Consider the following 20248-nt stretch of genomic DNA (forward strand, 5'->3'; position numbering starts at 1 on the left):
CACGCACGGAGGCCTTCGCCATGCAGCCTGCCCAGCCCATCGCGACGCTTGCGCGGATCGCGCTGGCCGTCGATCCGACGCCCGAATCGCTGTCCGCCGCGCGCTATGCGCGCACGCTGCTGCGCCCCGGCATGCGATTGCGCATCATGTGCGCCATCGACAACCCGCGCCTCGTATTGCCCGACATTCCGCGCATCGACGCACTGCTGACGTCCGCGCGCGAGGACATGATGCGCGAGGCGCAAGCCGTCAACGAACGGATCGCGGCGATGTTCGCCGACAGCGGGATCGAGGTCGAGCAGGCCATCATCGACACGTCGGTGACGGGCGGCTCAGTGGCCGATGCATTGGTGAGCGATACGTCGGCATGGCATGCGGACGTGCTGATGGTCGGCGCGAATCCGCATCACGGGCTGCTGCGGCTCGTCGAAGGCGCGATGTCGGACACGTTGACGACACGCGTGCGCTGCGCCTTGCTGATCGTGCCGGCAGACTACGTACGGCCGTCGGACGGCGGCCTGCAGCGGCTGATGTTCGCGGTCGACGGCAGCGAGCCGTCGCTGCACGCGGTGCGCGTCGGGCTCGGCTTCGCGACGCCGACGACGTTGCTGTACGCGGCCTACGTGATCGATCGCGCGGTTCGTCTGACGGATATCGTGCCGGTGCGCGCGCTCGAGGATGCCTATCGCGCGGAGGGCGAGGATGCGCTCGCGAAGATCGGCCCGCTGTTCCATGCGACCGGGAACCCGAGCAAGCGCGGTGTCGTCGAAACCCGCCCGACCAGCGACGACGTGGCCCATGCGCTGATGCGCGACGCCGTGCACTGGCGCGCCGAACTGCTGGTGGTCGGCACGCATGGCAGGCGCGGCATCGCCGCCTGGCTGATCGGCAGCGTTGCGCGCCGCATTGCGCATCTCGCACAGGTGCCGGTGCTGCTCGTGCGCGGCACCGAATGAATCGCGCGGTGTCGCGATCGAAGCAGGCTTGGCTTGACCTGCATCAGAAACGGCGCGCCTCGCGCGTGAGACATTGACGAAACATCCGGCAACGCAGCCGGTCTGTCATGCATGTACCGCACAGCCACGCCGCAACACGCGTATTGGTGGCGATGATCGACGGTGCATTCACAGCCGTTACATCAATTTCCGGAGCCGCAACGTGCGATGCACGGCGCGTCATCCGACCGAGAACTCTCCGGCACGAGGGTAGGCAGCCACGGTTGCCTTGGAGGACGGGCGGGGTGCAAGTTACCCCGTCCGCTTTCCTCGTTCGTGTTGTAGTTGGCCCCGTCTGGATTGCTTTCCCCGCAGGAATCGTCGTCATTACGGCCGTGTCGAACGGCACGTCATGATGCGTGATGGCGCACGTTGGCGCCGATGCGGATCGGTGAGGGTCGCGGCATGTGCGCCGTTGTCGTACAGGCACGGCGTGCGGCGGCAGGCACTGCCGACGTTGCGAGATGTTCAGCCGTTGCACGGCCCCTGTGCCGGACAACGGCTGCTTGCATGCTCAGGTGCAGCGAAGCATCGACCGCAGGTCGTGCTGTCGGCCGGCACCGCGCCGCACCCGCGGACGCTGGCGCCCGACATGCAGCGGCGCGCACGCGCTGCACGTGCGGTGGCGCAGGCGGTTCGCATGCGGCCAGCCGGGGCGCGCCTTGCGATGTGGCTCGGCATCGGCCGGCGCGTCGGGTGCGGCCCGCGCGCAGAGTGCCGCGGCGAACCGTTGCAACGCGAGCACCGAGCCCGCGACGCTCTGGTACTTTTCGCGGCCGATCTGCCCGTCGAGCGTGACGAGCAATCCGGCTTCGCGTGCGAGCGCAAGCAAGGTGTCGATATTGTCGGACGGAAGGTTGCCGGCCGACACGGCCTGGGTGGGCAGGGCGCGCGCTTTGCCCGACGCGCGCCGCTGGCCGTCCCGGCCCGATAAGTTGCGATGTGTCATGGTTGGTCTCCTGCGCCAGGCCCCGCATGCCGGCTCGACGGCCGGCTGAGCGATGACCCGTATGAACGTTTCGTCCATGTCATCAGTATCGTGTCGCGCCCGTGCGCTGCCAAGCAGCGCGCGCTGAAGTCGCTGTCAGGTATTGCGCGGCGCCTATCGGAATCCGCTGACACGCCAGTCGGCCGATCCACCATCCCGGCGACTCGCCGGCCCGTTCGTTCGGACGAATGGGGAGCGCGGGGAGGAGATCGCTTGACGCATGATTTCGACCGGTCTAACTTGGCCAGTGCATCGGCGTCGGGCGGCGTTCCATCGTCAGCCTGTGTCAGCCGATGCCGCGCCCCGGGGTGGCGTGGCAGGGCTTCCAGTTTCGTTCGCGGGCAGTTTGCGCCGCGAATCTTGCGCGGCCGGTTCGGGGACGGATCGGCACGGCGGCACACAACGGGCCGTTGATCGCGCGCAAACACGCGCCGGCGCATCGCACGCCGCGCCGCCATTCAGTCTTTAAGCTTCCGGTACCTTCTTCTTTTCGTTCCTCGACCGTCAGGAGTCCGTCGATGTCCAAGGACAATATGCTCGATTCACTCAAGGAAGCCGCCAAACAGCGCGCGATCGGTTCGGATCAGTTGCGCGCGATGCTCGATGACGAAGTACGCGTCTTGTCGTCCGACGCGCGGGTGCACGACTACATCCACGTATTCGCGATCCGGCACCTGCGCGAACGGATGCGCCGGCAGGACGATCTCCACGACGACACACGTGCCGATGCGCCATCCGCGGACGCCGATCCGCGTCCGAGCCATCGCCTGTGACGGGCGGGCGCCGCGGCTGATGCCGCGGCCGTGACACGATCCGCCGCCGGGCCAGGGCCGGATCCTGATCGACATTCATGCGTCGGTCGACAGCGAACCGGCCCGTTCCAACGCCCTGTTTGATCGCCGTGCCCGGGATCGACGGTGCCGTCGTCGCGTCCGCCGGCGGTGCGCGCACGGCGCCGTGCAGCGCGATCATCCTGACGATCCGCTAACAACAGCCCTGCGTTTTGTCATACGTTTCACTGAATTGTCACGGCGGCCTCAAGTAAGTGGCGCGATTGCCGTTTACCCGGTGAATTCGTCCACCGGGCGTTCGCGCTCCCTTACCGAGTCGTTGCCATGCTCTCGTCCATCCGCGCCCGCATCCTTGCCGCGTGTATTGCCATCGTCGTATTCGCGCTGGTCGCCACCACGCTCATCAACTATTTCATCGCGCGCTCGTACAACGACGACGCGATCGACCGCAACCTGACCTCCGTCGCCAGCGGCCACGTGGTCGGGATCGCCGACTGGGTCGCCACCCGGAGCCGGATGATCTCGTCGCTGCAGGATGCCGCGTTGACGCCCGATCCGCTGCCGGTGTTCAAGCAGATGGCCACGGCCGGCGGTTTCACGAACGTCTACGCGGGCTACGCCGACAAGGCGTTCCACTTCTCCGACCCGACCGGCATTCCGCCCGACTACGATCCGACCGGCCGCCCGTGGTACAAGCAGGCCGCGCAGGCCGGCAAGCCGGTCGTCACGCCGCCGTACGTCGACGCCGGCACGGGCAACCTCGTCGTCACGTTCGCGGTGCCGATCCTGCGTGACGGCGCGCTGAAGGGCGTCGTCGCGGCGGACGTCTCGATGGACACCGTGATCGCGAACGTGAAGACGATCCACCCGACGCCCGCGAGCTTCGGGATGTTGATCGACAGCAACGGCCACGTGGTTGCCCACCCGGACGCGAAGCTCACGCTGAAGCCGGTTGCCGATGTGTCGCCCGAACTCGGCGCGACGAACGGCGCAACGATCGCGGCCGCGACCGCGCCCGTCGAGGTGAGTGTCGGCGGCGACGCGAAGCTGGTGCGTGCGCGCCCCGTGCCGGGCACGGACTGGTACGCGCTGGTGCTGCTGGACAAGAGCGAAGCGACGGCCGGGATGCGCTCGCTGCTGACCGCTTCGCTGATCACGCTGCTGGTGATCGTCGGCGTGGCGTCGCTGATCATCGGCGCGATCACCGCGACCGCGTTCCGCCGCCTGTCGCAAGTGCGCCAGGCCATGGCCGCGATCGGCTCGGGCGCCGGCGACCTGACGCAACGCCTGCCGGCCGACGGACGTGACGAAGTGGCCGACATCGCCCGCTCGTTCAACACCTTCGTCGACAAGCTGAACGACGTGATGCGCCAAATCCGCGACGCGAGCGAATCGGTGCGCACGGCCGCGAACGAGATCGCGGCGGGCAACCAGGACCTGTCGTCGCGCACCGAATCGGCGGCGGCGAGCCTCGAGGAAACGGCCGCATCGATGGAAGAGATCACGGCGACGGTCGGTCAATCGGCAGCCGCCGCCGGCCAGGCCGACGAACGCGCGGCGGCCGCGTCGCGGATCGCGTCGCACGGCGGCGTGGTCGTGTCGGACGTCGTCGCGACGATGGAGAAGATCGAGGAAGCCTCGGGCCGGATCGGCGACATCATCGGCGTGATCGACGGGATCGCGTTCCAGACCAACATCCTCGCGCTGAACGCGGCCGTCGAAGCGGCACGCGCGGGCGAGCAGGGCCGCGGCTTCGCGGTCGTCGCGCAGGAAGTGCGCAGCCTCGCGCAACGCAGCGCGCAGGCCGCACGCGAAGTGAAGGTGCTGGTCGAATCGACGGTCGCGAGCGTGTCGGCCGGGTCCGGGCAGGTGCGTCAGGCGGGCGACACGATGCGCGAGATCGTGTCCAACGTGTCGAACGTGACGACGATCATCTCCGAGATCACGCACGCGGCGAACGAGCAGACGCGCGGCATCCAGGAAGTGAATCGCGCGGTCACGCAGCTCGACGAAATGGTGCAGCAGAACGCGGCGCTCGTCGAACAGTCGACTGCCGCCGCGACCGCGCTGCAGTCGCAGGCGAACGCGCTGGCGACCACGGTCGGGCGGTTCAAGGTCGCTTGACGCGGCTGGTGGGAAAGTCGGCCGCGCCCTCAGGAGCGGCCGTTGTCGCGCATCAGCGCGAGCCGGTTGTAGAGCGTTTTCAGGCTGATCCCGAGCGCTTTCGCGGCGCGCGGCTTGTTGCCGTCGAAGTGGCGCAGCGTCGCCGCGATGAAGCGCTGCTGCGCATGGTGCAAGGTCGCGCCGAGCGGCAGCGCCATCGTGCTCTCCGACAGGCGCTCGGGCGGCATCGCCGGCTTCGGCAGCGTGACGTCGATGCCTTCGTCCGCCAGGATGTACGCGCGCTCGATCGTGTTGTGCAGCTCGCGGACGTTGCCGGGCCACGAATACGCGCGCAGCGCGGCGATCGCCGCATCGGTCAGCCGCTTGTGCGCATGGTGCCGCGCGTTGAGCGCGTCGACGAATTCCAGCGCGATCGTCTCGATGTCGCTGTCGCGCTGGCGCAGCGGCGGTACGTACAGCGCAAACGCGGCGAGGCGGTAGAACAGGTCCTCGCGCAGCCGGCCGTCACGCACGGCTTCGGCCGGGTTGTGGCGCGTGGCCGACACGATGCGCACGTCGAGCGGAATCGGCTCGGTGCCGCCCACCCGGACGATCACGTTCGATTCGATCGCCCGCAGCAGCTTCACCTGCAATGGCGCGGGCATTTCCGCGATCTCGTCGAGCAGCAGCGTGCCGCCGCGCGCGGCTTCGAAGAAACCTTCGCGCTGCGCAATGGCACCGGTGAAGCTGCCTTTCTCGTGCCCGAACAATTGCGATTCCGCGATATCGGGCGGAATCGCGCCGCAGTTCACGGGGACGAACGGGCCGTCCCGCCGGGCACTGAGATCGTGCAGCCGGCGCGCGACGATATCCTTGCCGACCCCGCTTTCGCCGGCAATCATCACGCTGGCGCGGGTCGGGGCGATCTTTTCGATGCGGCCGAGCAGCGTGCGCATCGCGGTGGACCGGCCGGACAACTGGCGGTCGTCCGCACGTTGCTTCGACCGGTTTGCGGTGTCTCCCATTGGCATGGATCGGCATTGGCGGTGCCCTTTTGAAAATCGGCACCACACGCTCCGTTGATTGCAATATTTTCATCGACAGCGAAACAGCCAGGAAGGTGCCGCAAAATAGATATTTCCAATGTAAGCGGCGGGGCCGGAAGAAACAGGCCATCGACGCCTGACGCGCATCGCGGCATTGCTGTGCCATCCAGGGTCGTATCGGTGCTTTTTTACAGAATTTCGATGAAAAAACCGGTCGTGCCCGGCGTGCGTCGATGCGGCGCGCGACACCGGCCGACGCTCGACCGGTCACGGCACGCCCGACAGGGGGAGTCGGGCAGGCGGCCATCCGCGCCCCGCGTCGGGCATGCCGCTTGCTGATGCTTTCAGGCTCGCCCGGCACGCTCGACGGCAGGCCGGATGGTCGACCCGCGGCATGACGCCGTGCGACCGGAGCCGGCGCGAGGCAAGGATGCAATGAGAACCCTGACCCGTGAGCTGTTACGGCAGGGTGCATGGATCGTGCTGGCCGTCGGGCTGGCGTCCGCGCTGCAGGCGTGGGCGGTTCGCGTCGTCGGCGAGCACGCGCCATTTGCGCCGCTGCCTTTTTATGCAGGTGTTGCGGCTGCCGCATGGCTGACGTCGTTCGGCGGCGGCCTGGTCGCGGCCGCGTTGAGCGTAGCCGTGATCGGCACGCTGTGGTGGCGCGATGCGCCGCTTTCCACGCTGCTCACGCAGGCCGGCACATTCGTCGCGATCAGCTTCGTCGAATGCCTGCTCGTGATGACCGTAAAGCCGCTGCTCGCGAACGATCGTCTGCGCGAACCCGATGACGACGGCGACGCCGATGCCCGCGCGCCGCATCGCGAACCGGCGCCGGCCCCACGCGCGCCAGTACCTGACGACCGCCTGCTGCGCCGTGTGGTCGACGCTTCGCCCGACGCGATCGTCGGGGTCGATGCCGCACGCCGGATCACGAGCTGGAATCCGGCCGCGCGAAGGATCTTCGGCATCGACGCGGCGCAGGCCGCCGGGCGCGACGTCGCCGCGATGATCGCGCCGCGCTGGTTGCGGCGCCATCCGTTGCCCGCGTCGTTCGCGAACCTGCGCGCGCCGGTCGGTCCGCTCGACGTGCTGTGCGTGCGACGCGACGGCGGCCGTTTTCGGGCGACCTTCGCCGCATCGCCGATGGTCGACGCGCAGGGCAACTGCACGGGCCTGTCGATGACGCTGCGCGATGCGCACGAACGGCGCCGCGGCGAGCGGCGCAACCTGCGCTCGCTGCGCGGCGCCCACGACGCACGCGCACAGGCGGACACGTCGAACCGGCTGAAGGACGAACTGCTGGCCACGGTGTCGCACGAGCTGCGCACGCCGCTGAACGTGATCTATGGCTGGGTCGAGGTGCTGCGCAACGTCGACGGCCAGGGGCTCGCGCTGCAGGCCGTCGACGCGATCGATCGCAGCGCGCGGTCGCTGTCGCACATGGTGGCCGACCTGCTCGATGCGTCGTCGCTCGCGACCGGCCGGTTGCGCCTCGAGCGCGTACCGGTCGATCTCGTGCGCGTCGTCCGCGATGCCACGCGTGAACTCGACGCGACGGCACAGGCGGCCGGGCTCACGCTGTCGACCCAATACGCGATGCCAACCTGCGTGATTCCGGCGGACCGCGAGCGCGTGCGCCAGGTCCTGTCGAACCTGTTGTCGAATGCGATCAAGTTCACGCCGCCGGGTGGCCGCATCGTCGTGTCGCTGACCCGGGCAGGCGAGCGCGTGCGGCTGTCGGTCGCCGATACGGGGCAGGGCATTGCGCCGGAATACCTGCCGCACCTGTTCGAGACGTTCAGCCGGCCTGAACGCGCATTCGCGTCGCCGGCGCGCGGCCTCGGGCTCGGCCTGTCGATCGTGCGCAACATCGTGCACCTGCACGGCGGCGATGTCGTCGCGACGAGCGCTGGCACCGGGCGCGGGACGACCGTCACGGTCACGCTGCCGGCTGGCTGGGACGTCGACGATCCGGCCGAAAACCTGCTGCACGCGGCGGGCATCCCGGACCCGGTGACGCTCGGCGGCCAACGCGTGCTCGTCGTCGACGACGACGCGACATCGCGCGCGAGCCTCGCCGCGGCCCTCGAAACGATGGGCGCGCAGGTGTCGACCGCGCAGTCGGGGCACGACGCGCTCGACGCGGTGGAACGGCAGGCGCCGAACGTCGTGCTGTCGGATCTCGCCATGCCGGACGGTGACGGCTTCTGGCTGCTCGACCGCATCCGTCATTTGCCGGGCAGCAGCGGGCATCTGCCCGTCGTCGCGGTCACGGCCCACGCCGACAACGCCGACCGGCACCGCGTGATGGCGGCCGGGTTCGACGCGTATCTGCGCAAGCCGGTGGACATGCCGACGCTGGCGAGCGTGATCGCCGATGTCGCGCCAGGCGCCGCGCACGACCGGGAAGGGCGTGGCCGGTAGCAGCCGGCGTGGTCGCTCGCCCGGTCATGACGAGGGAAGGAGGCGCGATGGATGCAACGGCAACCCGCGCGGCCGGCCCGCTCCGTCGCGACACACGGAGGTCCGGATGAAAACGAATCGAATCCATCGACCGGCGGCGATTGTGCTGGCCGCGACCGTCGGCGCATCGATCGCCGTACTCGCCCATGCTCAGGCGGTACCGGCTTCGTCGGCCCAGGTCGCGCCGGGCGTCATCCGCCCCGGCACGACGCCCGACGAGGCCGGCATGACGCAGCGGCCGACCGGTATCGATGTCGAATTCGTCGACAAGGCCGGCATGATCGACAAGGTCGAGCGGCAGGCCAGCCAGCTCGCGCTCGACCGCTCGTCGAACCCCAACGTGAAGGCGTTCGCGCGCCGCATGGTCGACGATCACGGACGGATCGCCGGCGAATTGCGGCAGCTTGGCGCGAACAAGGGCTTACCGGTCCAGTCGCGGATGCTCGTCGATCCGGCCGTGACCGCGTTGCGAACCAAGGAAGGTCATGCGTTCGACACCGCCTATGTCGCGCTGGCGGGCCCGAGCGCGCATGAAGCGGCGATCCGGCTCTACGAATCAGAAGCGCGGAACGGCCGCGATCCGCAGCTTCGCGCGTTCGCGGCCAACGCGTTGCCGACGCTCAAGGCGCACCTGGCCGCCGCCCGGCAACTCGCGCAGACGGTGGCGGCCGCACACTGAGCGGCGATCGCGCTACCGCTTGCCGCCGTCAGCGCTTTCAGGGGTGTCGGGGCCGCCCGGCGACGCCTCGTGCGGCGGAGCGTCGAGCGCCGTTTCACCTTCCTCGATCAGCCAGTACGGCGAACTGCCGTAGTACGCATGCAGCGCCTCGGCCCACTCCGGGTCGGCCATGGCGGGCCAGCGGTTCCTGTCGAAGCCGGGGGCTTCGCGCACGCGTTCGGTGGCGACGGGCAGCACGAAGCACTGGCGCTCGACGTCGAGCGCGAGCACGTTCCACGGCACCGCGAGCAGCTTGTCGCCGATCCCGGGCGCGCTGCCCGACGACACGACCGCATACGCGATCCGGCCGGAGCGCACGTCGAGCATGATGTCGGCGACCTGGCCGATGTCGTCGCCGTCCATCGACAGGACGCGATCGCCTTCGAGCGTGCGGGCGGCCATCACGTCGGGCCCCGGCCCGCCGCCGGCCGTGCGGTGGTTGCCGCCGACGATGCGCGTGTCGTCACGCGACGGTCTGTCCGTTGTCATCGAACACCTCCTGGTCGAAGCGGCACCCGGGCGGGCCACGCGGTATCAATGGGCGCCGATCAACGCCGGCGCGGCAGCGACACGTCCTCGAGCGTATTGGCCAGCTCGTCGCGCTCGGGGCCGCCGGCGCGCGTCGCGATGTCGCCGAGCGACACGATGCCGACCAGCCGCCGGTTGCGGTCGAGCACCGGCATCCGATGCAACTGCACGTCGGCCATCCGCTGCTGGACATCGCCGACACCGTCGTCCTCGACGCACCACTGCACGGGTTTGGACGCGACCGCCTGCACGGGCGTATCGGACGAATGGCCGTGCGACAGTCCGCGCACTGCGAGGTCGCGGTCGGTCACGATCGCGACGAGTTCGGAACCGTCGCAAACGGGCAGCACGCCGATATCGAAGCGCCGCATCAGTTCGGCCGCGTGGCGAATCGTGTCGGTCGGCGCGACGCACACGACGTCGCGCGACATGATCTCGGTGACGCGATACATGAACGTCTCCTTCGTGAGCAAGACTATCGGGGAGCAGATGGCGTGCCGCGCGCGGGCGGCACGCGCCGGGCTTCGCCGGCCAGGCGACGGAGAAATTTGCCAGCCCGCTTGTACATCTTCCACGGCGACAGCCGCGAGCGGGCAGGGCAGGACGTCAGTGACCGATGCCCGTCATCGCGACGATCGCGAGCACCACTGCGCTTTCGATCGCCGCCAGCGCTGCGACGCCGGCGGCGCCGCTGATTTCATGCCATCTGCGTTCAAGGCGTTTCATCACATCAACTCCGGATTGCTCCGGCACGCCGCTGCGCCGCCGCGCAGCGCGGGCCGGTTGCCGCCGTCAGCCGTGATCGCGGGGCGGTGAAGGGACGTGCGGCGAGCGGCGTTCGTGCTCGCCGGACGGCTTGGCAGGATCGATACGGGTCGCACCGCCAACGGCGGGCGGGTCGCTGGCCGGAAACGTCTCCTCGAGTCCCTCGTCGATGCGTTCCTCCGTCTTGTCTTTGGACTGCGGGCGCGACGTGGCGAGCCAGAGCAGTCCGGCAGCCGGTGACACGGCGTCGTGGCGGCCGGGGGCGTGAACGGTCATGGTCGAACCTCCTTTGTCATCGATGGGGGCGCAAGCGCCATGCCTGCGCGGGCCGACGGTACGACGCTTGCGCTTTGGCGAAACCGCACGGGGCGCCGCGCAGCCACGCTGCGCCGTCGGCGTGGACAAGAGGACAACGTGATGAATGCACCTAGGGAAAGGATACGTTACGACGCGAACGTATGCGGCGGCGATTTCGCCCACGTGCGCGAGCGTTTCGACACGTGGAAGCGCGAGTCGCTGGTCTATCGGCCCGAGCGGCGCATGTTCGACGGCAAGGACGAGCTACGCGTACTGAACGAAACCGTCTACGACGGCCCCGAGCGTGCGCAGCGGGCGCTCGTCGCGGAATGCACGCCGTCCGACCGGTTCGCGCTCGCGGTACGGCTCGCCGCCGACGGGCGCACGATGTGGCTGGTGATGGCGGCCTACGACGACTGAGCGCACGGCAGCGACCGACCGGAGCGGGCAACCGGGCGCGCAGGAGCGGGCACGCCGCTTGCGCGCGATGCCGGCGCCATCGAGATGCGCGCGCCGTCGCGCAGGAGAGACATGAATACGCCATCCATGCTGCACCGCCCCGAGCCGACGACGCCCGATGTCAACCCGGACCCGCCGCCGCCCGGGCACGACGATCCCGTCGATCCGCCGGTGCCAGAGGGGCTGCCACAGGGCGACCCGCCGTCGCACCCGCCACCGATACGGATGCCGGGAGGCGGTGCATCACAACCGTCCGCGCGAACACTGAAAAAAGGAGGACCATCATGGACATTCACGTGCAATCGCCAGACAAGCGCGCGATCGCTCAGGTGCTGGGCCGCTATTTCGAGTCGCGCTCGTTGCGCTATCACATCGAGGAATTGCCGGGCGGCGTGCTGCAGATCGGTTTTCGCGCCAGCGGCCGCCCGGTCGCCGTCACCGTGTCGTTCGACGATGCCGCGTACGACACCTATACCCACTGGGATGCGAGCCAGAAGCAGCTCGCGCTCGGGCGGCTCGCCGACGGCTTCTCGCGGATGATGTCGACGCGCAGCCCGGCCGCGCTGGCCGGCGACTATCACGTCGAGCGATTCTGATTCCGCCACGCTTCACCGGACGGTCCCCGCGTACGGCAAAGTGCCCGCGCGCAGCGGGCGCTTTGCGTCTGCGCGTGTGTCGCGTAGGATGTCCGTAATTCAGCGCACGCTACGTTCGCGCCGCAGGCTGCCAGCCGCTGCAGCCGAAGAGGCGCAATGCGCTTCTTTAATTCAGGTTCGTTTCGCGCAACCGACGGGGACCTTGATGACTGTTGCTCGCCCTTTGCTGTCACCCGGCGCACGCCGGTTCGTTTCCGGGGTGTCGGCCTGCGCGGCGCTCGCCGCGGCCGGCGCCCGCGACGCGTCGGCCCAGACGCCTTCACCGCTCGGCGAGTGGCAATACTCGGCCGGCGTGCCGCTCCAAAAGCTGTACGAGCCGAACATCTCCACCTGGGATATCAGCATGGGTGCCGCGATGACGCTGCAGCCGCGCTATGCGGGCTCCGATCGCTATCGCGTGATGGGCGGCCCGACTGTCGATATCCGCTATCGCGACCTGTTCTTCCTGTCGACCGGCGAAGGGCTCGGCGCGAACGTGCTGCGCGGGCCGAACTGGCGCGTGAGCCTGTCCGTCGGTTACGACCTCGGGCGACGCTCGGCCGACGACATCCAGCACCTGAACGGCCTCGACAACATCAACGCGGCACCGGTGATGAAACTGGCGGCCGACTATGTGATCTCGAAGGAATTTCCGCTCGTGCTGCGCGCGGATATCCGGCGCAGCATCGGCGGCTCGAATGGCTGGGTCGGCGATTTCTCCGCGTACATGCCGTTGCCGGGCAGCAACGAGCATTTCTTCTGGTTCGCGGGGCCGACCGTGTCGTTCGCCGATTCGCGCTACATGAACAGCTGGTTCGGCGTGAGCCAGGGCGGTGCCGCGCGCTCGGGGCTGCCGGCCTATTCATCGGGGGCCGGGTTCAAGTCGGTCGGCGCGGGCGTGACGATGGCCTGGTTCCTGAACAAGCACTGGTTCGTCACGATCGACGGCGCGATCGAGCAGCTCGTCGGCCGCGCCGCGCACAGCCCGATCACGCAGCAGAAGACCAACGGCGTGTTCGACATGTCGGTGAATTACCAGTTCTGAGTGGGGGCCGGGGAGCCGATCGCCGACGGGGCGTGCGGCAGTTGCCGTCACATTTGATATGATTCCGACCTGTACAAATGTACAGTGATCGATCCCCGTGACGCCTGCATCGCCGACGCCCCCGGCGTTTTACTACCTGACCAATTTCGAACGCGCGCTGGCCTGGCTCAGCGCGCGTTACGACGACCTGTTCGACGAGCACGAGCACGCGTTCGTCCGCCAGTTTGCGACGCTGCCGCAGGCGTCGCGCGCGCTGCTCGTACGGATGCTGATGCGCAACGGGTCCGACTTCCGCGCCAGCAAGCTCGTCTACGACGAAATCGGCTGCACGCTCGACGCGGTCGCGCCGCTCGTCCCACTCGGCTGGGTCGATCCGGCGCCGGCGCTGACGCTCGACGAACTGTTCGCGCTGTCGACCAAGGCCGATCTGCTGCGCATCTTCCCGGCACTCGCCGCGCATGCGGGCGAGCGCAAGCCCGAATGGCTCGAGCGGCTGCGACCCACGCACGACGTCGCGCAACCGCTCGACACGTGGTGCGCACAGGCCGGCGACCGCGTGCTGCGCGTGACGGTCGGCGCGCTGTGCGACCGGCTGCGCCTGATGTTCTTCGGCAATCTCCATCAGGACTGGAGCGAGTTCGTGCTCGCCGATCTCGGCGTGTTCCAGTACGAAAGCGTGCCGATCGCGCCGTCGTCGCGTGCGTTCCAGCAGCGCGGCGACGTCGACGCGTATCTCGCGCTGCAGACGTGTCGCGACGCGCTCGACGCGTGGCCCGACGATTTGCCGTTCGACGACCTGATGCGCGCCATCGACGCGGTCGGCTGCGCGCAGCCGTGGCTCGCGACGCGTCGCGCGAAGCTGCTGTTCGCGCTCGGGCAGACGTGTGAGCGCCGGGCCGACTGGGACGGCGCGCTCGACGCGTATGCGCGCAGCGCATGGCCCGGCAGCCGCCATCGGCGCATCCGCGTGCTCGAACGCTGCGGGCGTGACGACGATGCACTCGCGCTGGCGCTCGATGCGCGCGGCGGCTTCGAGAGCGACGAGGAGCGCCAGCGTGTCGAGCGCATGCTGCCGCGCCTGCAGCGCCGGCTCGGCCAGCGCGTCGCACGTGCTGCCGTGGCGGCGGACGTGCCGCGCGAGACGCTCGTGATCGCCCGTCCCGATGCATTCGTCAGCGTCGAATTCGCGGTGCGCGACCATCTTGCGCAGCCGGCTTCGCCGGTCCATTACGTCGAAAACACGCTGATCAATTCGCTGTTCGGACTGCTGTGCTGGGAGCCCGTGTTCGCCGCGGTGCCCGGTGCGTTCTTCCATCCGTTCCAGCGCGGCCCGGCCGATCTGCACGCACCCGATTTCGCCGCGCGCCGGACGGACGCGTTCGCTGCGTGCTTCGCGCAACTCGATTCGGGTGCGTATCGCGACACGATCCGCCGGCATTTCGCGACGAAGGCGGGGCTGCAATCGCCGTTCGTGTTTTGGGGCGTGCTGACGGACGCGTTGCTCGACGAGGCGCTCGCGTGCCTGCCGCCCGAGCACCTGCGGCTGTGGTTCACGCGCCTGCTCGCGGATATCCGCAGCAACCGCTCGGGGTTGCCCGATCTCGTCCGCTTCTGGCCCGGCGAGCGCCGCTACGAGCTGATCGAGGTGAAAGGCCCCGGCGACCGCCTGCAGGACAACCAGACGCGCTGGCTCGCGTACTGCGTCGCGCACGGCATCCCGGTGCGCGTAATCGATGTCGAGTGGGCCGGTGAGGGCGTCGCGTACGCCGAAGCGGCGGGACTGTCCGCATGAGCTACGTCGTCGCGGTGCGGGCGATGTGCGAGTTCACAGCGCGACGCGGCGACCTCGACCTGCGCTTCACGCCCGCGCCGACCGCGCTCGAAGGCATCGCCGGCCACGGTGCGGTCACGTCGAACCGCGGCGCCCGCTACGAAACCGAGATCGCGCTGACGGGCACCTGGGGCACGCTCACCGTGCGCGGCCGTGCGGACGGCTACGATCCGGTAGCGAACCGCCTGGAGGAAATCAAGACCTATCGCGGCAGCCTCGATGCGATGCCGGCCAACCACCGCGCGCTGCACTGGGCGCAGGCGAAGGTCTACGCGCACCTGATGTGCGACGCGCGTGGCCTCCAGGAAATCGACGTCGCGCTCGTCTATTTCGACATCGTGTCCGAGCGCGAGACGGTGCTGACGCAAACGCTGGGGGCGGCGGAGCTCGCGACGTTCTTCGCCGAGCAGTGCGCGTGTTTCGTCGGCTGGGCCGAGCGCGAGACGACCCATCGCGCGGCGCGCGATGCGGCGCTGCGTGCGCTGGCGTTTCCGCACGGCCAGTTCCGCAGCGGCCAGCGCGAGCTGGCGGTGGCCGTCTATCGCGCGGCACGCGACGAGCGTTGCCTAATGGCGCAGGCGCCGACCGGCATCGGCAAGACGCTCGGCACCGTGTTTCCGCTGCTGAAGGCCTGCGGCGAGGGCGAGCTCGACCATGTGTACTTCCTGACCGCGAAGACGCCCGGCCGCGCGCTCGCGCTCGAAGCGGCGACGACGCTCGGCGCCGGCACGCCGGCGCTGCCGCTGCGCGTGCTGGAACTCGTCGCGCGCGACAAGGCGTGCGAGCATCCGGACAGCGCATGCCACGGCGAATCGTGTCCGCTCGCGAAAGGCTTCTACGACCGGCTGCCGGCCGCGCGCGATGCGGCCATCGAGGCCGGGCTGCTCGACCGCGACACGGTGCGCGCGGCCGCGCTTGCGCACGACGTCTGCCCGTACTACCTGTCGCAAGAACTCGCGCGCTGGTCAGACATGGTGATCGGCGACTACAACTACTACTACGACGGCAGCGCGATGCTGCACACGCTCGCGCAGCAGAACCAGTGGCGGGTCGGCGTGCTCGTCGACGAAGCGCACAACCTGCTCGATCGTGCGCGCAAGATGTACAGCGCGTCGCTCGATCCGTTCGCATTCGCGGCGGCCCGCGAGGCCGCGCCCGCGGCGCTGCGCAAGGCGTTCGACCGGCTCGCCCGCGCCTGGGGCACGGTCAGTCGCGCGCAGGCCGAACGCTATGCCGCCTATCCGGAGATACCGGGCCCGATCGTGTCGGCCGTGCAGAACCTCGTCGCGGCGATCGGCGAACACCTGACCGACGCGCCGCGCGCGAACGGCGACGCACTGCTGCGGTTTCATTTCGAGGCGATCCAGTTCGGCGTGCTGGCCGAGGCGTTCGACAGCGCGTCGATCTTCGATGCGACGCTGCACGGCGAACCGATGCCGCGCCAGCCGGCGCTGGACGGCGTGGCGTCGGCCGGCCGCCGGCGCCGCGCCCAGTCGACGCTGTGCGTGCGCAACGTGATTCCGGCCGGCTTTCTTGCGCCGCGCTACGAAGCCGCGTGCGCGACCGTGCTGTTCTCGGGCACGCTGAGCCCGTTTCATTTCTATCGCGACACGCTCGGGTTGCCTGGCGACACGGGCTGGCTCGACGTCGACGGGCCGTTCCGCGCCGAGCAATTGACGGTGCGCGTCGCGAGCCACGTGTCGACGCGCTGGCGCGATCGCGACCGTTCGCTCGAACCGATCGCCGACCTGATCGCCGCGCAATACGCGACGCGGCCCGGCAACTACCTCGGCTTCCTGAGCAGCTTCGACTACCTGGGGCGCGTGGTCGCGCTGATGCAGACGCGGCATCCGGACGTGCCCGTCTGGGCGCAGGCGCCCGGCATGGCGGAAAGCGAGCGCGACGCGTTTCTCGCGCGCTTCGACGCGGGCGGGCGCGGCGTCGGCTTCGCGGTGCTGGGCGGCGCGTTCTCGGAAGGCGTGGACCTGGTCGGCGAGCGGCTGATCGGCGCGTTCATCGCGACGCTCGGGTTGCCGCAGGTCAACGACATCAACGAGCAGATGCGGCGCGCGATGGACGCGCGCTTCGGCAACGGCTACGACTACATGTACCTGTACCCGGGCTTGCAGAAGGTCGTGCAGGCGGCCGGGCGGGTGATCCGCACCGAGCATGACGAAGGCGTCGTGCACCTGATCGACGATCGCTACCGGCGGCGCGAAGTGCGCGACCTGCTGCCGCGGTGGTGGCGGATCGGGTGAGACGGAAGAAGCGCTTCCGGCAGACCGCCGATTCCGGCAAGTGGGTGCCATCCTTCGCGTTGCGAGATCGGGCGGCCGCGGACGCGGCCTGGGTGGGCGCTGCCGCTACAGCACATTCAGCATCGCGAGCGCGGCTTCCTGCAGGTGCGGCAGGACGCGCCGCACGGCCGCGTCGGCCGTCTCCGCGCCGATCGGCATGTTCGTGCTCAGCGCGGCGACCACTTCACCGTGACGATTCTTCAGCGGCACCGCGATCCCGCGCACGCCGACCTGCAATTGCTGCTCGATCGCCGCGAAACCGGCGTCGCGTGCCTGGTCGACCTGTTCGAGCAGGCGCGCCTTGTTGGTGATCGTGTGCGGCGTGAACGGCGGCAGTTCGGTGTCGTCGAGCCACGCGCGCACGGCTTCGCGATCCGGATGATGGGCGAGCAGCACGACGCCGGGCGACGTCAGCGGCGCCGGCACGCGCGCGCCGAGCACGAAGCCGGTCGTCATCACCCGCGACACGCCGTTGCGCGCGATGAACACGAGTTCCCAGCCGTCGAGCACGCTCACGTACGCCGACTCGTTCAGCGACGCGCTCAATTGCTGCAGATAGGGCTGGACCGTGCGTGGCAGGCGGGCCGAATCGAAGTACGACCAGCCGACCCGCAGCACGCGCGGCGTGAGGCCGTACAGCTTGCCGTCGGTGTACACGTAGCCGAGCGATTCGAGCGTCAGCAGGTAGCGCCGCGCGGCCGTACGCGTGAGGCCGGTGCGCGCGGCGGCCTGGGTGGGCGTCATGCGCGCATGCTGACTGTCGAACGCCTCGAGGATCGCCAGGCCTTTTTCCAGGCCGGCAATCCAGTCGCGTCGGTCGAGTTCGGGCTTTTTCATCGTCGGGAGCGGGTGCCTGGGTGCGCGGTAATCGCGCGTGGATGGGCGATTATCGCGCAGATCGGATCTGCCGCGACGCTCGATTAGCGCGCGAATGATTCGACGGCGGATGCGCGCCCCGAACCCGGAACATGACCGTCGACGACAATCGGCAACAGGCAGAACTACCGGGTCAGCCGGACGTGCGCAACCTGTGTGGAAGACATGCCGCAGGCCTTGCCGCTGTTCCGCGCCATCTCAGGCTCGAATACGCTCGCGAAGCCGCGCTAGAATCGCCGCCTCGACTGGAACAGAACAATGAAAATTCGCGAATCCGTATTGGCCGTGCTCGTCGCGGCCGTGCCGCTGCTTGCCGCGGCGAATCCTTCGTCCGGGACGCCGCTCCCGAAGCCGGCCGTCGACGTGCGTGCGTGGCCGCGCATGACGTCGCCGAAATTCGGCTGCTACGTCGAAACGACCTTCGGCTACCGTGACAAGCGCTTCAATTGCGCGCTGAAGAAGTACCGGAACACCGGCGACGCGTGCAAGAACACGAAGGCGTACTACGAGGGCCCGGCGTTCCCCGACCGGCTCGCGGCCAGCGTGCATCCGCTCGCGACGAAGGTCGATCTCGACTGGGAGCAAGGCAGGCTGCAGATGGTCACCGTCACGCTGAAGGGGACGTGGAACGAAGCGGACGTGCGCAAGGCGTTCGGGCTGCCGCGCGCGGAAGGGAGCAAGCTGACCGAAGCGGAGTTGCGCTCGGAGCCGGGCAACCTGATGGACACGAGTATCCAGTATCCATCGTCTCCACTCGATGAAAGCCTGGCGAAACGCCCGAGCAACCCCGTGCGCGGCACGACGGCCGTGATGCTCTACGGGTTCGACCACATGGGCGGCGGCGATGTCGATTGCGGGGGAGGCGAGTAACGCGGGAAGGCGCGGCCGGCGCAGGCGCCGACCGGGTGTGGAGGGTGGTACGGCTGTTCGCAGCGCGTGCGCCGTACCGTCAGGGCTTTACTCGCCGCTCGTCCACTCGACGTTCGCGCCGACCGAGCGCAGGTTCTCGACGAAGTGCGGGTGAGCACGGCGGATCGGCAGCGCGTTCATGATTTCCGAGCGGCCTTCGATGCTCGCGGCCACCATCAGCAGCGCAATCGCGACGCGGATGATGTACGGACTCTCGACGCGCGCCGGCGTCAGTTGCAGCCCGCCGAACGTGATCAGCCGGTGCGGATCGGACAGCAGCACGTGCGCGCCGAACTTCGACAGCTCGCCGGACCAGCCGAGTGCGCCGTCGTACACCTTGTTCCAGAACATCGCGCTGCCTTCCGCACGCACGCCGAGTGCGATGAAGATCGGCAGCAGGTCGACCGGCAGGTACGGCCACGGCGCGGCTTCGACCTTGGTGAGGATGTTCTGCGTGAACGGCCGGCGCACGCGCAGCGGGCCGTCACGTTCCGCGCGCGACCAGCCGTCGCGATGCGTGACGTTGACGCCGAACTTCGCGAACGTGCGGTCGATCAGCGGGAAATGTTCGGGCGACGAGTTGCGCACCGTGATGTCGCCGCCGGTGATCGCACCGAGCGCGAGGAACGTCGCGATCTCGTGGAAATCCTCGGCGAAGCGGAACTCGCCGCCGCCGAGCTTGCGGCCGCCCGTCACGCACAGCCGCGACGTGCCGAGGCCCTCGATCGCGACGCCGATCATCGCGAGGAACTGACAGAACTCCTGCACGTGCGGCTCGGACGCCGCATTCATCAGCGTCGACGTGCCGTTCGCGGCCGTCGCGCACAGCGCGAAGTTCTCGGTGGTCGTGACCGACGCGTAGTCGAGCCAGTGGTCGTTGGCCGTCAGCGGGCCGTCGGTGCGGACGATCAGCGAATCGGGCGTGCGCTCGATGTGCGCGCCGAAGCGCTCGAACACCTCAACGTGCGGATCGATCTCGCGCACGCCGAGCGTGCAGCCCTTCACGTCGTTCTCGAGGCGCGCGACGCCGAAGCGCGCGAGCAGCGGCGGGATCAGCATGATCGACGAGCGCATCGCTTCCGGCAGCCGGTGGACGGCCGGATCGAATTTCGTGTTGCGATGATGGAGTTCGAGCAGGCCCGTCGTGAAGTCGACCGACACGTCGCTGCCGAGCGTGCGGAAGATGTCGAGGATCTTGCGCACGTCGGTGATGTCCGGCACGCCGATGAGGCGCAGCGGCTGATCGGTCAACAGGGTGGCGCACAGGATCGGCAGGACGGCGTTCTTGTTCGCGGACGGCTTGATGTCCCCGCGCAGCGGAGTGCCGCCGTGGACGATGAGATTCGACATGATATGGGGGCGTATCGGTGACTGACGTAGGCCCATATGATGCCATTGGTCGGCGGGCGGCGTGGCATGTTCAGCGGGGAAAAGGGGAATCGACGCGTGTAACTGACAGTGTTTGACGCCATGCACGCGAAGCAGCGGGGTCGTTGCCG

19 protein-coding genes are annotated in these 20248 nt (G+C 68.8%); 11 read left to right on the top strand and 8 right to left on the bottom strand.

All coding sequences use genetic code 11. From position 1 onward, the window contains the following. Positions 1 to 20 precede the first annotated feature (20 nt). Positions 21 to 956 (top strand): universal stress protein, encoded by a 936-nt coding sequence (locus CFB50_RS25725; protein WP_089447623.1) that lies wholly within the window; start codon positions 21 to 23, stop codon positions 954 to 956. Positions 957 to 1509: 553 nt separating this feature from the next. Here the strand turns inward: CFB50_RS25725 and CFB50_RS25730 are convergent. Together CFB50_RS25730 and CFB50_RS39640 are read right to left on the bottom strand one after the other, a co-directional pair. Further along, positions 1510 to 1944, bottom strand: coding sequence for a hypothetical protein (locus tag CFB50_RS25730; protein WP_089447624.1), 435 nt, complete (start codon positions 1942 to 1944; stop codon positions 1510 to 1512). A 325-nt stretch (positions 1945 to 2269) separates the two neighbouring features. Beyond that, complete coding sequence (locus tag CFB50_RS39640; RefSeq protein ID WP_179254226.1) at positions 2270 to 2509, bottom strand: hypothetical protein; 240 nt, start codon at positions 2507 to 2509, stop codon at positions 2270 to 2272. Between CFB50_RS39640 and CFB50_RS25735 the strand changes: the two genes are divergently transcribed. Beyond that, complete coding sequence (locus CFB50_RS25735) at positions 2502 to 2756, top strand: DUF3562 domain-containing protein (RefSeq protein WP_089447625.1); 255 nt, start codon at positions 2502 to 2504, stop codon at positions 2754 to 2756. The genes CFB50_RS39640 and CFB50_RS25735 overlap by 8 nt on opposite strands. Positions 2757 to 3098: 342 nt before the next feature. After that, positions 3099 to 4898: a methyl-accepting chemotaxis protein gene (locus CFB50_RS25740; RefSeq protein ID WP_089447626.1), complete on the top strand. Its 1800-nt coding sequence runs from the start codon at positions 3099 to 3101 to the stop codon at positions 4896 to 4898. A 29-nt stretch (positions 4899 to 4927) separates the two neighbouring features. Here CFB50_RS25740 and CFB50_RS25745 read toward each other — a convergent pair whose 3' ends face one another. Further along, positions 4928 to 5902 (bottom strand): sigma-54 interaction domain-containing protein, encoded by a 975-nt coding sequence (locus CFB50_RS25745; protein ID WP_089447627.1) that lies wholly within the window; start codon positions 5900 to 5902, stop codon positions 4928 to 4930. A 456-nt stretch (positions 5903 to 6358) separates the two neighbouring features. On the opposite strand from CFB50_RS25745, the gene CFB50_RS25750 reads away from it, so the two are divergent. Continuing rightward, a complete protein-coding gene (locus CFB50_RS25750) occupies positions 6359 to 8350 on the top strand; it encodes a hybrid sensor histidine kinase/response regulator (RefSeq protein WP_089447628.1) in 1992 nt (663 codons plus the stop codon). A gap of 106 nt (positions 8351 to 8456) precedes the next feature. Then, positions 8457 to 9068 carry a DUF4142 domain-containing protein gene (locus tag CFB50_RS25755; RefSeq protein WP_089447629.1) on the top strand — a complete coding sequence of 204 codons (612 nt, stop codon included), beginning with the start codon at positions 8457 to 8459 and terminating at the stop codon, positions 9066 to 9068. Between the two features lie 12 nt (positions 9069 to 9080). Here the strand turns inward: CFB50_RS25755 and CFB50_RS25760 are convergent, their stop codons facing one another. From CFB50_RS25760 to CFB50_RS25770, 3 genes are all read right to left on the bottom strand, one after another. Then, positions 9081 to 9596, bottom strand: coding sequence for a PRC-barrel domain-containing protein (locus CFB50_RS25760; RefSeq protein WP_089447630.1), 516 nt, complete (start codon positions 9594 to 9596; stop codon positions 9081 to 9083). A 59-nt stretch (positions 9597 to 9655) separates the two neighbouring features. Next, on the bottom strand, positions 9656 to 10087 hold the full coding sequence (locus CFB50_RS25765) for a CBS domain-containing protein (protein ID WP_089447631.1): 432 nt from the start codon (positions 10085 to 10087) through the stop codon (positions 9656 to 9658). Between the two features lie 340 nt (positions 10088 to 10427). Further along, the gene (locus tag CFB50_RS25770) at positions 10428 to 10676 is read right to left on the bottom strand and encodes a hypothetical protein (RefSeq protein WP_089447632.1); all 249 of its coding nucleotides are present in this window, start codon (positions 10674 to 10676) and stop codon (positions 10428 to 10430) included. Positions 10677 to 10817: 141 nt separating this feature from the next. On the opposite strand from CFB50_RS25770, the gene CFB50_RS25775 reads away from it, so the two are divergent. From CFB50_RS25775 to CFB50_RS25795, 5 genes are all read left to right on the top strand, one after another. Then, the gene (locus CFB50_RS25775) at positions 10818 to 11117 is read left to right on the top strand and encodes a hypothetical protein (RefSeq protein WP_089447633.1); all 300 of its coding nucleotides are present in this window, start codon (positions 10818 to 10820) and stop codon (positions 11115 to 11117) included. 323 nt (positions 11118 to 11440) lie between these two features. Continuing rightward, entirely contained in the window at positions 11441 to 11752 is a 312-nt protein-coding gene (locus CFB50_RS25780; RefSeq protein ID WP_041492268.1) for a hypothetical protein, read from the top strand. A gap of 205 nt (positions 11753 to 11957) precedes the next feature. Further along, positions 11958 to 12836 (top strand): MipA/OmpV family protein, encoded by an 879-nt coding sequence (locus tag CFB50_RS25785; RefSeq protein WP_089447634.1) that lies wholly within the window; start codon positions 11958 to 11960, stop codon positions 12834 to 12836. Positions 12837 to 12933: 97 nt separating this feature from the next. Further along, the gene (locus CFB50_RS25790; protein ID WP_089447635.1) at positions 12934 to 14628 is read left to right on the top strand and encodes a VRR-NUC domain-containing protein; all 1695 of its coding nucleotides are present in this window, start codon (positions 12934 to 12936) and stop codon (positions 14626 to 14628) included. After that, positions 14625 to 16925, top strand: a complete 2301-nt coding sequence (locus CFB50_RS25795; RefSeq protein WP_089447636.1) for an ATP-dependent DNA helicase — start codon at positions 14625 to 14627, stop codon at positions 16923 to 16925. Before CFB50_RS25790 ends, CFB50_RS25795 begins: the two co-directional genes overlap by 4 nt. A gap of 105 nt (positions 16926 to 17030) precedes the next feature. On the opposite strand, the gene CFB50_RS25800 is transcribed toward CFB50_RS25795, so the two are convergent. Continuing rightward, positions 17031 to 17801, bottom strand: coding sequence for an IclR family transcriptional regulator domain-containing protein (locus CFB50_RS25800; RefSeq protein WP_069251562.1), 771 nt, complete (start codon positions 17799 to 17801; stop codon positions 17031 to 17033). A gap of 297 nt (positions 17802 to 18098) precedes the next feature. On the opposite strand from CFB50_RS25800, the gene CFB50_RS25805 reads away from it, so the two are divergent. Then, complete coding sequence (locus CFB50_RS25805) at positions 18099 to 18710, top strand: hypothetical protein (protein ID WP_089447637.1); 612 nt, start codon at positions 18099 to 18101, stop codon at positions 18708 to 18710. Between the two features lie 87 nt (positions 18711 to 18797). Here the strand turns inward: CFB50_RS25805 and CFB50_RS25810 are convergent, their stop codons facing one another. Then, complete coding sequence (locus CFB50_RS25810; RefSeq protein WP_089447638.1) at positions 18798 to 20099, bottom strand: UDP-N-acetylglucosamine 1-carboxyvinyltransferase; 1302 nt, start codon at positions 20097 to 20099, stop codon at positions 18798 to 18800. Between the last annotated feature and the right edge of the window lie 149 nt (positions 20100 to 20248).

Source organism: Burkholderia sp. AU33423 (genome assembly GCF_002223135.1).
Classification (GTDB): Bacteria; Pseudomonadota; Gammaproteobacteria; order Burkholderiales; family Burkholderiaceae; genus Burkholderia; species Burkholderia lata_D.

Coding starts and splice junctions, on each gene's coding strand:
- CFB50_RS25770 (WP_089447632.1), bottom strand. CDS start 10,676: ATGACCGTTCACGCCCCCGGCCGCCACGACGCCGTGTCACCGGCTGCC.
- CFB50_RS25730 (WP_089447624.1), bottom strand. CDS start 1,944: ATGACACATCGCAACTTATCGGGCCGGGACGGCCAGCGGCGCGCGTCG.
- CFB50_RS25760 (WP_089447630.1), bottom strand. CDS start 9,596: ATGACAACGGACAGACCGTCGCGTGACGACACGCGCATCGTCGGCGGC.
- CFB50_RS25725 (WP_089447623.1), top strand. CDS start 21: ATGCAGCCTGCCCAGCCCATCGCGACGCTTGCGCGGATCGCGCTGGCC.
- CFB50_RS25750 (WP_089447628.1), top strand. CDS start 6,359: ATGAGAACCCTGACCCGTGAGCTGTTACGGCAGGGTGCATGGATCGTG.
- CFB50_RS25785 (WP_089447634.1), top strand. CDS start 11,958: ATGACTGTTGCTCGCCCTTTGCTGTCACCCGGCGCACGCCGGTTCGTT.
- CFB50_RS25735 (WP_089447625.1), top strand. CDS start 2,502: ATGTCCAAGGACAATATGCTCGATTCACTCAAGGAAGCCGCCAAACAG.
- CFB50_RS25800 (WP_069251562.1), bottom strand. CDS start 17,801: ATGAAAAAGCCCGAACTCGACCGACGCGACTGGATTGCCGGCCTGGAA.
- CFB50_RS25805 (WP_089447637.1), top strand. CDS start 18,099: ATGAAAATTCGCGAATCCGTATTGGCCGTGCTCGTCGCGGCCGTGCCG.
- CFB50_RS25740 (WP_089447626.1), top strand. CDS start 3,099: ATGCTCTCGTCCATCCGCGCCCGCATCCTTGCCGCGTGTATTGCCATC.
- CFB50_RS25775 (WP_089447633.1), top strand. CDS start 10,818: ATGAATGCACCTAGGGAAAGGATACGTTACGACGCGAACGTATGCGGC.
- CFB50_RS25780 (WP_041492268.1), top strand. CDS start 11,441: ATGGACATTCACGTGCAATCGCCAGACAAGCGCGCGATCGCTCAGGTG.
- CFB50_RS25765 (WP_089447631.1), bottom strand. CDS start 10,087: ATGTATCGCGTCACCGAGATCATGTCGCGCGACGTCGTGTGCGTCGCG.
- CFB50_RS25810 (WP_089447638.1), bottom strand. CDS start 20,099: ATGTCGAATCTCATCGTCCACGGCGGCACTCCGCTGCGCGGGGACATC.
- CFB50_RS25745 (WP_089447627.1), bottom strand. CDS start 5,902: ATGGGAGACACCGCAAACCGGTCGAAGCAACGTGCGGACGACCGCCAG.
- CFB50_RS25795 (WP_089447636.1), top strand. CDS start 14,625: ATGAGCTACGTCGTCGCGGTGCGGGCGATGTGCGAGTTCACAGCGCGA.
- CFB50_RS25755 (WP_089447629.1), top strand. CDS start 8,457: ATGAAAACGAATCGAATCCATCGACCGGCGGCGATTGTGCTGGCCGCG.